A 15,903-nucleotide genomic window follows, 5' to 3' on the forward strand; every position below is an offset into this window, starting at 1 on the left:
CTTGCTCCTTACAACCAACGCTTACGACGTTTGTAAGATTTCAGATTCTTAAAGCTCTTGCGATCTTCATCGCCGCCGCCAAGGTAGAATTCTTTTACGTCTTCATTGTTTAGCAATTCGTGCTTGCTGCCATCTAGTACGATTTTGCCTGATTCCATGATGTAACCGTAATCGGCCGCTTGAAGAGCGAAGTTGGCATTCTGTTCAACCAAAAGCATGGTAATACCTTGCTCTTTGTTGATCTTGTTAATAATGCTGAATACTTCTTTAACTAGCAGTGGAGAAAGCCCCATAGACGGTTCGTCCAACAAAATCATCTTCGGTCGAGCCATTAACGCTCGGCCAATCGCTAACATTTGTTGCTCACCGCCAGACAAATAGCCCGCCAGGCCAGTGCGCTCTTTGAGTCGCGGGAAATAGTCAAACACCATTTCGATGTCTTGTTCAACTTCGTTGTCAGAGCGTGTATAAGCGCCTAAGCGAAGATTTTCTATTACCGTCATATCTTCAACAATTCGGCGCCCTTCCATAACTTGGAAGATGCCCGAACGGACGATCTCTTCCGGGCTTTTGTTGTCTATACGCTCGCCCATGAAGTTGATTTCGCCGCGCGTCACTTCACCATCTTCGGTTTTCAATAAACCAGAAATGGCTTTCAACGTTGTGGATTTACCCGCACCGTTGGCGCCCAGTAAGGTCACAATCTGCCCTTTTGGAACTTCTAAACTCACACCGCGAAGTACTAGTATTACTTCGTCGTAGACGACTTCAATGTTGTTCACTGAAAGCAGTATTTCTGCCGGTTCGATATTCGTTGCTAATTCAGCCATCAAGCTACTCCTTGCTAGGGTGAGAGTGTTCTCTCACCCATCCTTATTTTCAGTAAGCTTTGTTATTAATAAGTCGTAGATTAGTAACCTAGCCAATCGTCACGACGTGACAATGTCACCTGAGATACTTTCTTAATATCAACTGCGCCGCCATCGTTGTTGCCCATAAAGACGTTCACGGTTGTTGTGCCTCGGTGATCTTCCGGTTTCCAGTTCGCAGGGACACAAACACCTTCTAAGCCTTGTGGTACCCAGTTGTCATGGACATACATGCCCTTCTTGATGTTTTCACCTGTGATGCCACCGTTGTCTTTCGCCCACTCCATTGCTTCTTTCATATAGAACGCAGAACAAATACCGCGAATGTAATGGTGAGTTCTGAATTCGCCCGGCTCTGATTCAGACTGCTTAGAAATCTCACGGACCAGTTTCATGCCTTCATTATCATCTCCCCAAAACGCAGTCATACCTGGGAAAACGTAATCTTTAAGGCCATCGCCTGCTGCTTCAAGCACTGGCTTATCGCCGCCCCAAATGTTTGCCATGTACTGGAACTCTGTCCCAACCGTGTTACAAGACTTCACTAGTGAGATAACCGAGCTACCGATATTAGCAATGTAACCGTAGTTGGTGCCTGACTCTTTCAGCGACAAACATTGCGCTTTGAAGTCCCCTGGTTTTAGTGACACAACGACTGGGTTTTGCACATCAAAACCAAGTTCTTTGGCGTACTCTGCACACGCTTCTTTTGGCGCATTCGGGAATGGATGGTTATCGCCAATGTGCGTAAATTTCGGCGCACCTTGATTGCCCTTAGATTCCCAATCTTCTTTCGCCCACTTAACTAGCGCACGGCACGCATCTGAGTACGACGCACCATAAAAGAAGTTATAAGGCGCTGGTTTCGCGGTTTTTGGGTTTTTACCGGTTGGGTCAGTTAAGTGACCAGAGTAAGAAGCAGAGAACACCGGCACTTTGTCTTTGGTAACAAACGAAATAAGTGCTTCGGTATCCGCCGTACCCCAACCTTGCAGCGCAACCATGTCTTTACGCGCCACCCAACGTTTATAGTTGGAAATCGCCACTGGTACTTTGTACGCCATGTCTACTGTTTCAAATTCGAGCTCGGTACCGTTAATGCCACCGTTTTGGTTAATCCAACGCAATGCGTCTCGCACGCCAGAACCATAGGGCTTGCTCACATAGGCAGTTGGTCCAGAAAAGTCGACTAATTGCCCGACAAACACAGAATCTTTTGCCCAAGTTGTGGTAGTAAACAGTGCAGATGACAGCACCAACGTTGTCGCTAAATGTCCTTTGTTCATAACTCGTTGTCCTTGTTATTGAGGTATATTCCACTTAATTCCACGTTAATATGAGAACGGATAGTGTTTCCAATATGCTCGAATCTGTTGCCAGCGATGCGATAATCCTTGAGGTTCGAAAATAAGGAACAGCATGATGACTAAACCAATCGCCATCTCTTTGAAGTAAGCCAGACCATCAGTGAAAGCGGTGGTATCACCAAACGCTGAAAGCCCCGTTACGCCAAACTCTAAAACTTCAGGCAGCAGTACGATAAATATCGTCCCCATCAGCGTACCTTTAACTGAGCCTAAGCCACCAATGATGATCATGGCCAAAAACTGGATAGACATCATGATGGTGAAGCCTTCTGCTGATACAAACCCTAGATAATGTCCGTAGAGTGCGCCCCCGATGCCCGCATAGAATGCACACACTCCAAATGAGAGCAGACGATACTTGGTTAGGTTGATTCCCATGATCTCTGCTGACAGATAGTGATCTCGTACTGAGACAAACGCGCGACCGTCACGAGAACGGATTAAGTTTGATGCCCACATATACATGAAGATCAGCGCAAACAGGGCGATGTAGAAGAAGCTTTCGTCAGTCGTAAACTCAAAGCCAAACAAATTAATTGGGTTCGCGCTTGCACCGTATGAGCCGCCACTGAACCAATCTGCGCGAGCAAAGAAGTCCTCTAGAATAAACTGCGCCGCCAACGTTGCGATAGCTAGATATAAACCTTTAATTCGAGCCGCTGGCAGACCAAACAGCATCCCCACAATCATGGTTAAGTAACCCGCAAGCGGAATCGCAAACACGACTGGAATGTTAAACTGGTTATTTAGCCAAGCCGATGCAAAGGCGCCAAAGCCAAAGAACGCACCGTGACCTAGCGAGATTTGTCCGGTAAAACCAACCAAAATGTTTAAGCCCAATGCCGCGATACCGAGGTATGCAATCTGAATAAACAGGTTTAGGAAGTAAATATCCAAGACCAGCGGTGCTGCCAGCATGGCGATGACACCAGCAATCGCAAGGCTTCTGATGGTTTTGGTTTCAAAAATTGGCGTATCGCTTTTGTATGTGGTTCGAAAATCCCCACATGGGCGCATGCTAAGTTGAGCCATGTTATTTCTCCTTAAATACGCTCAATATCTTTGGTACCAAACAGGCCATATGGCTTGAAGGCAAGAATGATTAACAGCACATAGAATGGTGCGATGTTGTACAGGTTACCCACTTGCAGGTATTGGCTATCAAAAAACTCAGCCAAGTTTTCTAGCACCCCGATGGTGATACCACCGACAATTGCGCCGACTACCGAATCTAAGCCACCTAAAATAACGGCTGGGAAAACTTTGATACCAATAATGGATAGCGCGTCAGATACGCCGTTAACGATACCGATAACAATCCCTGCTGTTGCAGATACCATTGCCGAAATGGCCCAACTGATGGCGAACACTTTCTTGATGGAAATGCCAAGACTCTGGGCTACTTGCTGGTTGAATGCCGTTGCGCGCATTGCCAGACCCATTTTGCTGAATTTGAAGAACCAGTAGAACGCGCCCATGATGAGCATTGAGAAGATCAAGCTCAGAATGTAAGCAAACTCAACATTCAAACCTCCGATATTCACCACGTTGGTTTCGAACACTTGCGGGTACGACACAGCCGAGACACCGAATATCCACTTCATCAGCGCTTGGAAAAACATCGATAGACCAATGGTCACCATGATCACAGAGATAATCGGTTCACCAATCAACGGTCTGAGCACAATGGTTTGCACGGCGATACCAAAAATCATCATGAACGCGAGCGTGAGTAAAAAGCCAATAAAAAACGGTAACTGTAGGTGCACCAATGCCGCCCAACATACCCACGCGCCAATCAACAAAAACTCACCCTGAGCAAAGTTGACCACCTGGGTCGATTTGTAAATCAATACAAAGCACATGGCGACAACGCCATACAACATGCCAACGATCACGCCATTAATGACGAGTTGCAGTAATAAATCCGTATTCACTATGCGATCCTCCGTTGTTCGCTATCCACTAGTGTTGGCTCATGCTCAATAAGCGTTTCAATAACTAGCGACGTTTGAATGCGTGTTTTGGTGCCATCTTGATAAGTGATCACTGTATCGACATCGACTTTTGGATCGTCGCTGTAGATGGTTTCGATGATGTCTCCGTATTTCTCTGCAACCACACCACGGCGTACTTTACGTGTGCGAGTTAGCTCTCCATCGTCGGCATCCAACTCTTTGTAAAGTAGAATGAATTTGCTGATCTTCTGTGCATCCGGTAGGGATTCGTTCACTTTTTGAACTTCTTCACGAATCGCTTGGTACACTTCTGGTTGAGCAGATAAGTTGGTGTAGTTGGTAAATGCCAAGCCGCGTTGCTCTGCCCACTTCGCGACGATCGCATAGCGAATACAGATAATGGCAGACAGCCAAGGTCGACCTTTACCTACCACCACGGCTTCTGCAATAAACGGCGAGAACTTGAGTTTGTTTTCGATAAACTGTGGCGAATAACGGTCGCCATGGCTGGTTTCCGACATATCTTTCAGACGATCAATCACGACCAAGTGACCGGAATCTTTAAAATAGCCCGCATCGCCTGTGTGCATCCAACCATCTTGAACATCTTCATCATATGCTGCTTGGTTGTTTAAGTAGCCAGTAAACATGCCTGTACTTTTCGCGATGATTTCACCAACGCCATTGCTGTCTGGGTTGATGACTTTCACTTCTGCATTATCAAACGCAACACCAACGGAATCGTAATCCACATCATCCGCTTGGTGCACGGTGTATGCGCCACACATTTCGGTCTGACCATAAAGCTGCTTAAGTGGCACACCAATAGCTTGTAGGTAACGGAAAGTGTCAGGCCCCATCGCCGCGCCGCCCGTTGCAGCAGATGTTAGGTTCGAAAAGCCTAAACGGTCTCGCAAAGCACGCAAAAGAATCCATTCGGCGAGTTTAGAACGTTTGCCCTGCTCTAACGCTTTGTTGGCTAAGCTCATGCCCAGTTTGTACATCTTTTGCTTAAACGGTGTCGAATCCATCATTCGTGCAGACACGTCTGCCACAATGTTTTCCCACACACGTGGCGCTAACAGCACAAAGTTTGGACCGATTTCACGCAAGTCGGACATCATGGTTTCTTGTTCTTCCACAAAGTTAACGATTTGACGAGAAATCAACGCCTGACCAACCACGTAAACCTGCTCCATAATCCAAGGCAAAGGCAGAACAGAAACGTAGTTGTCGCCTGGGGAACGAGGGTCTGCACGCAAGTAAGCCGCACAGTGATCCAAGAACGTGCCACTGTGTAGCTGAGCCAATTTTGGTTTAGAAGTCGTACCCGACGTTGTACAAAGAATTGAAAGATCGCTGCCTTTGGTTTCAACAACCATATTGAGATATTTGTCTGGGTCCGCTTTATCAATCAGCTGACCTTTTTTGTAGACCTGTTCAACATCAATCAATCTTGGATCATCGTATTTACGCATTCCACGAGGATCGCAGTAAATAATGTATTCAACGCTAGGAATTTCATCACCAAGCTCAAGCAGCTTGTCGCATTGCTCTTCATCTTCGGCAATCACGACTTTTGCTTTGGCATAGTTGATAAGGTACGCCACCTCTTCGTGCATAGAATCTTGATAGATGCCCAGCGAGAAACCTTTGATCGCATGTGCCGCTAACTCGCCCCATACCCATTCCGGGCGGTTATCACCTAACAAACCAACGACATCTTGCTCACCAATACCCAAATCTTGTAGTGCCAGTGCCATCCACTTGACGCGGTTTTCGTAATCCTTCCAAGTGAACTCTCGCCATATACCAAACTCCTTTTCACGCATTGCGACTTGTTCGGGCCAGTTCTTGGCATTGTGTTGCAACACTTTTGGAAAGGTATCTAAGCGGGTTATATCTGCCCAATCATTATGTTGCTGTGCCATTATGCACTCTCCTCTAATGTCGGTAGCTCTTCGCCTAAGTACGCTTGTTTCACATGTGGGTTGGCCATCACTTCTTCAGGCTCACCTGTAGCAATGTGTTTCCCGAAATCCAAAACCAAAACGCGATTAGAGATGTCCATGACCACGCCCATGTCGTGCTCAATCATGATGATCGTGATATCTAATTCTTCATTCAGATCCATGATGTAACGTGCCATGTCTTCCTTTTCTTCCAAGTTCATACCTGCCATTGGTTCATCAAGCAGCAGTAACTTAGGTTTTAAGGCAATGGCACGAGCAAGCTCTACACGCTTACGTAAGCCGTAAGATAGGGTGCCTGCAGTCGCTTTTCGGATGTGCTGGATTTCTAGAAAATCGATCACGTCTTCCACATATTTGCGGTGCGCCATCTCTTCTTTCTGCGCATTAGAGAACCAATAGAGTGGCCCCGTGACGAAGTTGTTTTTTAGTAGGTGGTGTCGGCCAACCATGATGTTGTCCAGTACCGACATGTGAGAAAAGAGCGCTAAGTTTTGGAAGGTTCTTCCCAACCCTAACTCAGCTCGTTGGCTAGGTGTCCGTTTAGTTACATCATCTCCAGCGAAGATTACAGAGCCTTTGTTTGGTGTGTATCGACCAGAGATGCAATTGAGCATTGAGGTTTTACCTGCACCGTTTGGGCCAATGATTGAAAAAATTTCCTTTTCATTCACATGGAAGCTCACGTCAGTTAAAGCTTTCACCCCACCAAAAGCCAATGAAATATCGTTTACCTGCAACAGAGGCGATTCCGATACCATAGTTGATCTCCCTTTCGTTATTTTAAGTGCGTTCCATTGAGCACTATTTGATCAAACCTAACTTTGATACTGGTAACCGCTTTTACACCTATGCATCAACTTTGTATTCAGTTTACGTAAACGTCAATTTAAAATCAGAATAGTGCCTGAAAGATTAAGTTGCAATCGAGTTCATCGAGAAAGATTTGAACTAACGCAAACTTTAAGTAAATAAATTGTTAATAAAAATTATTCTCAAACGCTTACATATTTGGATAGTTCGGACCACCACCACCTTCTGGCGGAGTCCAGGTAATATTTTGACTTGGATCTTTGATGTCGCAGGTCTTACAGTGGATACAGTTGGCCGCATTTATTTGAAGCTCTGGCTGCTGCTCCCCCTGTACGATTTCATACACGCCAGCCGGACAATAGCGCTGTGCTGGCTCTGCATATAATTCAAGGTTCTGCTCAATAGGGATCCGCTGGTTCTCCAGTCGTAAGTGGCATGGTTGATCTTCCTCATGGAAGATATTGGATAGATAAACGGAAGAGAGGCGATCGAAACTTAACACGCCATCAGGCTTCGGATAGACAATTTCATTGCTGTTTTCCGCCAATAACAGAGACTGATGATCAGGCTTATCACAGCGGATATGCCACTTAGCTTTACCTTTTAACACGTTATGTTCCAGCAGCGCTAAACCACCGCCCAGCCACGATCCAAAGCGGTGGATTCCACTTGAGAAGTTACGTGCTTGATAAAGCTCTTCATACAGCCAAGACTGTTTGAAATGCTTTTGATAATCAGCAGTAACTGACTGACTCTCAAGGGCTTCACATACTGCTTCAGCGGCAAGCATTCCAGATTTTATTGCGGTGTGTGTGCCTTTGATTTTAGCGCCGTTAAGTGTTCCTGCATCACAGCCAATTAACAAGCCACCAGCAAACTGCTGCGTGGGAAGCGAATGAAAGCCGCCCTTGGTAATCGCTCTCGCGCCATAGCTAATACGCTTCCCATTTTTGAGGTATTGCTCAATCAACGGGTGGTGTTTAAAACGTTGAAACTCATCAAATGGACTCAAGTGCGGATTCTTATAATTCAAGTCAACAATCAACCCGACGGCAACTTGGTTTCCCTCTAAATGGTAGAGATAACTGCCACCTGTAGCTTCATTTGATAACGGCCAACCTAATCCGTGCACTACTAAACCTTGCTGATGCTGCTCTGATGGGATTTCCCACAGCTCTTTAAAACCGATAGCGTAGTGTTGAGGCGTTTTCTCTTCAGCAAGATTAAATCGGTTAATCAACTGCTTACCAATATGCCCCCGTGCGCCTTCAGCAAATAAAGTAAACTTCGCTCGCAGTTCAATACCAGGTTCGAAATTTCCTTTTTGTTCACCATTTTTATCTAATCCCATATCGCCCGTGATCACGCCACAAACACGACTATCTTCATCGATGATCGCTTGACTGGCGGTAAAACCTGGGTAGACCTCCACCCCCAAGTTCTCAGCCTGCAACGCCATCCATCGGCATAGACTGCCCAAACTTATGATGTAATTACCTTTGTTATGTAACGTATTAGGCACCGCCCAAGACGGCAGTTCATGACCATTGATGTCATTGCCTAGATAGTAGGTTTTATCTTGGTTTACTTTGGTATTGAGCGGAGCGCCTTTCTCTTCCCAGTCGGGAAAAAGCTCATCCAAACTCCGCGTTTCAAACACCGCACCCGATAAAATATGCGCTCCAACTTCAGAACCTTTTTCTACCACGCAAACAGAGAGGTCTTGTTTTTTTTCTGCTGCTAATTGTTTGATTCGGCATGCCGCAGACAAACCTGCGGGACCAGCGCCTACAATCAGAACATCAAATTCCATGCAGTCTCTTTCCATGATTGCATTCCTTTTTCTTTGCATGTTGCCAACTTGTTAATCAACAATATATTTAAAGTTGACGCAAACGTAAAGGTAAATTAACATCATTTTAAAGACGTCATCACATCGTCTTCACTGTAAACACATAGTCTTCACTGTAAAAGGAATCTAACGTGAAAATACTAGTGCCAATCAAAAGGGTCATTGATCCCTACGTTAAAGTTCGCGTGAAAGCGGACCATAGCGATGTTGAAACCAATAACGTCAAGATGACGATTAATCCATTTTGCGAAATAGCCGTTGAAGAAGCCGTACGACTAAAGGAGCAAGGTATTGCAGATGAAGTCATCGTTGTCAGTGCTGGCGGTAGCCAGTGTCAGGAGCAACTACGTACCGCGCTTGCATTAGGCGCCGATCGCGCTATTCATGTCGATACTGAAGACAAAATAGAGCCATTAGTTGTTGCTAAGCTGCTCAAAGCTCTAGTTGAGCAAGAACAAGCACAGCTTGTGATTACGGGTAAACAATCCATTGATACGGACAACAACCAAGTGGCTCAGATGCTGGCCGCCCTACTTGACTGGCCTCAAGCAACTTTCGCTTCCGACGTGAAGATTGAAGATCAAAAAGTTCAGGTCGTGAGAGAAGTGGACGGCGGCTTGATGACGGTCGCGATGAACTTACCTGCGGTGATCAGTACTGACTTACGCCTGAATGAACCGCGTTTTGCCTCTTTGCCTAATATCATGAAAGCTAAGCGCAAGCCGTTAGATACCATCACACCTGACAGTCTGGGTGTTGAAGTGGTATTTAGCCAAACCATTCAAGAAATCACACCGCCAGCGCAAAGAAAAGGTGGCATCAAGGTTGAATCTGTCTCAGAGCTTCTCGATAAGCTGCGTAACGAAGCGAAGGTGATTTCATGAAGAACTTAATCATAGCAGAGCATGACAATAACCAATTGCATGCGGACACACTCAAAGTGGTTAATGCAGCAAAACAAGTCAGCCAAGACAATGTTTTGATCGTAGTGGGCCACCAGTGTGAAGAAGTCGCTCAACAAGCTTGTCGCGTTGATGGTATATCAAACGTAATTTGTGTCGATGATGAGCAACTTAAGCATCAATTTGCCGAGAGTATCGCACCTATTGTAGTGAGTGTTGCTGAAGGTTTTGACGCAATCTGGGCTAGCTCATCATCAAAAGGGAAAGATCTTGCACCGCGAGTAGCAGCGAAGTTCGGCGTTGGGCAAATTTCCGATATTGTCCAAGTTATCGATGAAAACACTTTTATCCGCCCTATTTACGCAGGAAACGCATTTGCCAAAGTGACCACCAGCGACAAGGTTCGCGTCATCACCGTGCGCGCGTCTGCGTTTGAGCCGGTTACTTGTCACAACCAAGCTGATATTAAGCATCAGCAGGTCACTATCTCAGCTCCAATGATTGAATTGGTTTCTGTCGATAAAACCGTGTCAGAACGTCCTGAATTAAGCGCGGCAGAGGTGGTTGTGTCAGGTGGACGCGGGGTCGGTAGCAAAGAGAACTTCGCGTTGATCGAACAAGTTGCCGATAAACTAGGTGCTGCCATTGGCGCTTCTCGCGCGGCGGTTGATGCCGGGTTTGTTGCCAACGACTTACAAGTGGGTCAAACCGGTAAAATCGTTGCACCTAAGCTTTATATAGCGGTTGGGATTTCCGGTGCCATCCAGCATCTTGCAGGAATGAAGGAATCCAAAGTGATTGTCGCGATCAACAAAGATCCAGAATCTCCTATCTTTGAAGTTGCCGACTATGGATTGGTTGGTGATTTATTCGAGGTACTACCTCAGCTTGCCGAACAACTTTAAACGATCAGATAAGGGGCGAACACTGCTATGTTCGCCCCTTTATTTTGTTTTGGTCATATTCAAAAGAATTGAAATTAGAGGGACCTATGCCAAAATCTGCACCTATTTGGTCACCATCTGCTGAGCGCGTCAGCAATAGCAACTTATTACGGTTCATCGAAAAGGTTAATAAAGACAAAGCCGAAGGTACCGTAATCAACAATTACACGTCTCTACACCAGTGGTCCATTGAGCACAATGATGAATTTTGGCGACATACTTGGCAGTTTTGCAACGTAATCGGAGATATGGGTTCGCAAATCAAGAGCCTTGGCAGTCCCAAATGGACACAAACAGGTTCTAATCATCACCATGTAAATAGAGACACAGTATGGTTTGCTGACGCCACGCTGAACTACGCAGAGAACCTCCTATCTCAGGCTGAACAATCACCAGAGCGTGAGTTTATTGTTTTTAGCAATGAAAGCGGTGAACACCGACAACTCACCGGTAAACAGTTGCTTGAACAAGTTTCCGCCATTCAACAATGGCTACTCAATTGTGGTGTCGGTAAAGGCGATGTCGTTGCGGGTTATTTGCCCTACCTTCCTGAAACCGTTATTGCCATGCTGGCCACCACCAGTCTTGGTGCCATTTGGACTTCAACCTCTCCTGATTTTGGTATCGATAGCGTCGTAGAGCGTTTTGGTCAGGTCAAGCCGAAAGTTCTTTTTTGCTGTGATGGCTACCAGTTCGGAGGCAAAGCTTTCGATATGACGGACAAGAACACCACTCTTAGTAGTAAGTTAAGCAGTGCCTCCGAAGAGACTACTATTAGCGTATGCCAAATCGAATATTTACAAAACGCTGAGAGTGCTAGCACTTCTGAGTTTGTTTCTTGGTCCGATATTACTCACCACTTTTCTCCACAATCAATTCAATATCAACCAACGCTGTTTAATGACCCGTTATTCATTTTGTATTCTTCTGGTACAACAGGTCAACCTAAGTGTATTGTCCATTCCGCAGGCGGTACCTTGCTCAATCACCTCAAAGAACATCAACTGCATTGCGACATCAAATCGCAAGACAAGGTTTTCTACTACACAACATGTGGTTGGATGATGTGGAACTGGCATGTTTCCGCTCTTGCGAGTGGTGCAGCCTTAGTGATTTACGACGGTAGTCCGGTTTACCCTGATCACTCCGTCTTATGGCGATTAGCTGAAGAACATAACGTGTCGCTGTTTGGTACTTCAGCGAAATACTTAGAGGCACTGGAGCAGGCAAACTGCTCTCCAAAACTAGAACATAACCTGAAGTCACTCAAAACTCTGTGCTCAACTGGTTCGGTGCTTTACCCAGAACAATTTAATTATGTCTATCAGCACATCAAGCAGGACTTGCATCTCGCTTCTATCGCTGGCGGCACAGATATTTGCGGATGCTTTGTACTTGGAAACCCTATTTCACCAGTTTACAAAGGTGAATGCCAAGGCGCAGGGCTAGGAATCGACGCACGTGTTCTAGAGGATGGTGGACATACTATTACGCAAAAACGCGGCGAACTGACTTGTAATAACTCGCTACCTAACTTCCCTATTGGCTTCTGGAACGACAACGGCGAACGTTATCACAACGCTTATTGGAGCAAGTTTACCGATATCTGGCACCATGGCGACGATGTGATGCAAACCGAACATGGCGGCTTTATTTTTTATGGCCGTAGTGACGCAACCTTAAATCCAGGCGGCGTACGAATCGGTACCGCTGAAATCTACCAGCAAGTGAACGCGTTACCCGAGGTTGAAGACTCCATCGCTGTCGGCAAGTTAAACCAGCAGTCTGAAGAAATCTGGTTACTAGTAAAACTCGCTCACAACGTCGAGTTAACCCAACAACTCACCGATTCAATTCGCCAAACATTGAAAACAAAATGTTCACCGCGCCATGTCCCACGACAAATTTTTGCTATCAGTGATATTCCTAAAACGCGCTCAGGCAAATTGGTTGAGCTAGCAGTGAAACAATTGGTAAACGGACAAGCTGTAAAAAACATTGGTGCTATTGCTAACCCAGAAGTACTTGAAGAAATTAAAACGCTTTTCAACATAGAAGGCGCCACTGTCACTTAGAGACTCAACAAGTCTTCCAACAATACAGACGGGTATAACCTAACTGTATTTTTAGCTCGCTCGATAACTCCTCCCCACTTTCGTGGAAACTGCGCGAAATATGCTTCATGTACACAAAAAAGGTGAGATAATTATATCTCACCTTTGAGCCATATGAGCTGGAGCATTAGTTTGGGGGTTAAGCTTTTATCAGTTGGCTCATATCTTCGCGAACTTGTGGCACCGTTAAACCAACGATGATTTGAAGGCTCTCTTGATTTCTAACAATATTCACCGCTCCGTGCTGTGTGAAAAATGCGTTCTCCTTTACCAGAGAGACATCTTTAACTTTAACACGCAGACGCGTCGCGCAATTAGTTAACAAGTCAATGTTTTCTTTTCCACCCAAACCTTCAATAAAGGCACTAGCTTGTGACGGACTTGCGCTACTGTTATGGACCGCTTTCGTTTCTTTGTAGTCAGCTTTTGAATACAACTTACTATCTGCACCTTCACGCCCCGGAGTAAGTATGTTGTATTTTAAAATAAGCGCGCGAAACGTAACAAAGTAAACACCAGTAAACATGAGACCAATAATAATCTGAATCACGTATGTTCCTGCATGGTTACCAGCCAAAGGCAACCAGTTTTGGAAAATGAAGTCTATCAAGCCAGTCTGAAAGTTACCGGAAACACCAAACATAAAGGCGATCGTTGCCATTGTCGCAGATAACAACGCATGCAAAGCAAACAGCGCAGGTGCGATAAATAAGAATGTAAACTCTATTGGTTCGGTGATCCCTGTAAGAATTGCTGTGATTGCGGCTCCGAGCACTAACCCCATCACCATCTTTTTATTTTCTTTTTTCGCAACTGAATAGAGTGCTAGTGCGATACCCGTACAACCAAACACTTTACCCATTCCCGTCAACATCAAACCACCCTGAGGAAATTGTGTCGTTAAACTTTCCGAGTTCTGGGCGAATGTCTGTATATTTTGAATCCAATAGGCAACCGTTCCGCCATCGACTGCAACTGGCCCATAAAAAACGGGACCATATACGAAATGATGCAACCCCGTTGGTATCATGATTCGCTCTAAAAACGTAAATAGCCATACCCCTAACGATCCAGCAGAAACCAAAAATGATTGCAGATTATTAATACCATGCTGAATACTTGGCCAAGTCAAACAAGTTAGAATTGCCATCACGACCATAATTGGGAAGCTAATGATCACAACCAATGGCGTTCCGCCAAATACAGCCGCCCAATCCGGTAGCTTTTTATCAAAGAATCGGTTGTGAACCCAAACAGAGAGACTTGCAATTAAAATCGCACCTAGCAAGTTGGTATCAAGCGTTAGAATGCCACCAACTTCAGTCAAGCCTCGCTCACCTTCCGTATAGTTAACGCCCAGTTCTGGCCCCCAAAATTGAAGGATTCCACCAATAACGTAGTTATACGTAATGTAGGAAACAAGTGTTGCAAGTACAGCGCGACCAGATGCTTTTTTAGCTAAAGCGATAGGTAACCCAACGGCAAAAATAAGTGCCATATTTTTAAATACAGCGAGTGATGCCTGTAAAATGATCGTCGAGACTTTAACCCAAGCACTCCCCTCTAGTGCCCAAGGAAACACTTCTTGATTTAACAGCACAACAGAGAAACCCAATAACATGCCCGCTGCTGGAAATAATAGAACGGGTACAAACATCGCGGCTCCGAACCTTTGAATAATGTCTTTCATATAAACCTCTTGTTTCATTCACGGAGCCTACAAGTAGGCCCCGAACGTCCAGTTGTTATTGAAAAAATTGAGGAAGGTAGGCTTTATTTTCTTCTAGTAATTGTTTTGTTATTTCTTTAGCTTTTGGCACATTAACCACGGTACGGTTAAGTGTGAGTGCATTAATCAGCTTTTGCTGACTTCCTTCGTACCAAGCATCCACGACTAATTTCTCGTAACCAAGTTGGCTTTCAATCATTGCTTTTTGGAAGGTTGGGATTTTTCCTACAGTAAAAGCTTTCGGTCCATCACTAGTTAGCGCAGCTGGAACTTCTACCATGGCGTCATTTTGTAAATTTGTAATAGCACCATTATTCGGTACGATGACGAGATACACATCGCTCAAGTTGTAGGCTAGCGAAGCCGCGACTCTCACCATGTATCGACCATGGATATCGGCATGCAGTGTTTCGTGCTTCGTGGTGCCCGCTTCAATTATTCTTGCGTTCAATTCGAACACTCGTTTCTCACGGCCGTTAATTACCTGCCTTGCACGAGTATTATTGATATCCTCTTTCGCCACCATTTTTTCAGGGTACAAATAGTATTGAAGATACGTATTCGGCAAAAACTCTGGATTATCAGCAAGCATTGTTCTCATGTTTTTGAATGTGGCTTGCCACGATGGGTCATCCGCTATTTCCGCATCAACCGCACTGATCCCTTCTTTTAGGATGATATTTTTAATTTTGTCCGTTAAGTCTTCACCCTGTTTGTTACGAATTTTGGTAAACCAGCCATAGTGATTAAGCCCAAAATATTCAGGAACGAAGTCCCAAATTTCACATCCTAACAATTGCGCATAGCTGACCATAATCGCTGCTGGCATATCACAGATATTTAGAATTCGCTTATCATGCGGAAATTCACGATTTAAAGCTTCAGCGACAATTGCCGCCGGGTTGGTGTAATTAAGAATCCACGCATCTGGACACGTTTGTCGGATCTCGTTCACTAGCTGGATCATGTCGCCGATAGAGCGAAGTCCATATGCCATTCCTCCCGCGCCACATGTCTCTTGCCCAACACAAGAGTTGGATAGCGGGATTTGTTCATCGCGCTCGCGCATGGCCAACCCACCAGTGCGGATCTGGATAAAGAAAAAGTCCGAATCTGCGAATGCGACAGATTTATCCGTTGTATAAACAAACTCTTCAACTTCTGGATAGTGTTCTCGCAATAGAATTTCAGTAGCTAATGCATTCGATTCTTGGCGTTTCTCATCTATGTCGTAAAACACGACTTTTGCGAGTGGAAAGTTATCTTTTTCGGCAATAAGGCTGTTCATCATACCAAGTGTGTATGTACTGCCAGCACCAACAATCGTTAATTTTTGACGTTTCATTTCGCTACCTCAAATGTTTATCCTGAAAATGTATAAAATA

12 protein-coding genes are annotated in these 15,903 nt (G+C 45.2%); 3 read left to right on the plus strand and 9 right to left on the minus strand.

Features of this window, described 5'->3' with window-relative positions; translation table 11 throughout:
- Positions 1 to 8: 8 nt before the first annotated feature.
- The 7 genes from R7P74_RS07110 to R7P74_RS07140 all read right to left on the minus strand — a co-directional run bounded on the left by R7P74_RS07110 (position 9) and on the right by R7P74_RS07140 (position 8,805).
- Entirely contained in the window at positions 9 to 830 is an 822-nt protein-coding gene (locus R7P74_RS07110) for an ABC transporter ATP-binding protein (RefSeq protein ID WP_017633695.1), read from the minus strand.
- Positions 831 to 910: 80 nt separating this feature from the next.
- Positions 911 to 2,155 carry an ABC transporter substrate-binding protein gene (locus R7P74_RS07115; RefSeq protein WP_033906430.1) on the minus strand — a complete coding sequence of 415 codons (1,245 nt, stop codon included), beginning with the start codon at positions 2,153 to 2,155 and terminating at the stop codon, positions 911 to 913.
- Between the two features lie 45 nt (positions 2,156 to 2,200).
- Positions 2,201 to 3,268 carry a branched-chain amino acid ABC transporter permease gene (locus tag R7P74_RS07120; protein WP_005382737.1) on the minus strand — a complete coding sequence of 356 codons (1,068 nt, stop codon included), beginning with the start codon at positions 3,266 to 3,268 and terminating at the stop codon, positions 2,201 to 2,203.
- A gap of 11 nt (positions 3,269 to 3,279) precedes the next feature.
- The gene (locus tag R7P74_RS07125) at positions 3,280 to 4,173 is read right to left on the minus strand and encodes a branched-chain amino acid ABC transporter permease (RefSeq protein WP_005373295.1); all 894 of its coding nucleotides are present in this window, start codon (positions 4,171 to 4,173) and stop codon (positions 3,280 to 3,282) included.
- Complete coding sequence (locus R7P74_RS07130; RefSeq protein WP_005382741.1) at positions 4,173 to 6,125, minus strand: long-chain fatty acid--CoA ligase; 1,953 nt, start codon at positions 6,123 to 6,125, stop codon at positions 4,173 to 4,175. The genes R7P74_RS07125 and R7P74_RS07130 overlap by 1 nt, the downstream gene beginning before the upstream one ends.
- Positions 6,125 to 6,925, minus strand: coding sequence for an ABC transporter ATP-binding protein (locus R7P74_RS07135; RefSeq protein ID WP_005373297.1), 801 nt, complete (start codon positions 6,923 to 6,925; stop codon positions 6,125 to 6,127). Before R7P74_RS07135 ends, R7P74_RS07130 begins: the two co-directional genes overlap by 1 nt.
- A gap of 242 nt (positions 6,926 to 7,167) precedes the next feature.
- Complete coding sequence (locus R7P74_RS07140; protein WP_053304706.1) at positions 7,168 to 8,805, minus strand: electron transfer flavoprotein-ubiquinone oxidoreductase; 1,638 nt, start codon at positions 8,803 to 8,805, stop codon at positions 7,168 to 7,170.
- Positions 8,806 to 8,960: 155 nt separating this feature from the next.
- Here R7P74_RS07140 and R7P74_RS07145 point away from each other — a divergent pair, with 155 nt between their 5' ends.
- The 3 genes from R7P74_RS07145 to R7P74_RS07155 all read left to right on the plus strand — a co-directional run bounded on the left by R7P74_RS07145 (position 8,961) and on the right by R7P74_RS07155 (position 12,750).
- A complete protein-coding gene (locus R7P74_RS07145; RefSeq protein WP_042523555.1) occupies positions 8,961 to 9,713 on the plus strand; it encodes an electron transfer flavoprotein subunit beta/FixA family protein in 753 nt (250 codons plus the stop codon).
- The gene (locus R7P74_RS07150; RefSeq protein WP_285384915.1) at positions 9,710 to 10,636 is read left to right on the plus strand and encodes an electron transfer flavoprotein subunit alpha/FixB family protein; all 927 of its coding nucleotides are present in this window, start codon (positions 9,710 to 9,712) and stop codon (positions 10,634 to 10,636) included. The genes R7P74_RS07145 and R7P74_RS07150 overlap by 4 nt, the downstream gene beginning before the upstream one ends.
- Before the next feature lie 86 nt (positions 10,637 to 10,722).
- Positions 10,723 to 12,750: an acetoacetate--CoA ligase gene (locus R7P74_RS07155; RefSeq protein WP_213969780.1), complete on the plus strand. Its 2,028-nt coding sequence runs from the start codon at positions 10,723 to 10,725 to the stop codon at positions 12,748 to 12,750.
- Positions 12,751 to 12,928: 178 nt separating this feature from the next.
- Here R7P74_RS07155 and R7P74_RS07160 read toward each other — a convergent pair whose 3' ends face one another.
- Both R7P74_RS07160 and R7P74_RS07165 read right to left on the minus strand, forming a co-directional pair.
- On the minus strand, positions 12,929 to 14,479 hold the full coding sequence (locus R7P74_RS07160) for an alpha-glucoside-specific PTS transporter subunit IIBC (RefSeq protein WP_225472997.1): 1,551 nt from the start codon (positions 14,477 to 14,479) through the stop codon (positions 12,929 to 12,931).
- Positions 14,480 to 14,534: 55 nt separating this feature from the next.
- Positions 14,535 to 15,863 carry a 6-phospho-alpha-glucosidase gene (locus tag R7P74_RS07165; RefSeq protein WP_005373308.1) on the minus strand — a complete coding sequence of 443 codons (1,329 nt, stop codon included), beginning with the start codon at positions 15,861 to 15,863 and terminating at the stop codon, positions 14,535 to 14,537.
- Positions 15,864 to 15,903 lie beyond the last annotated feature (40 nt).

This window comes from Vibrio sp. 2033 (assembly GCF_033339735.1).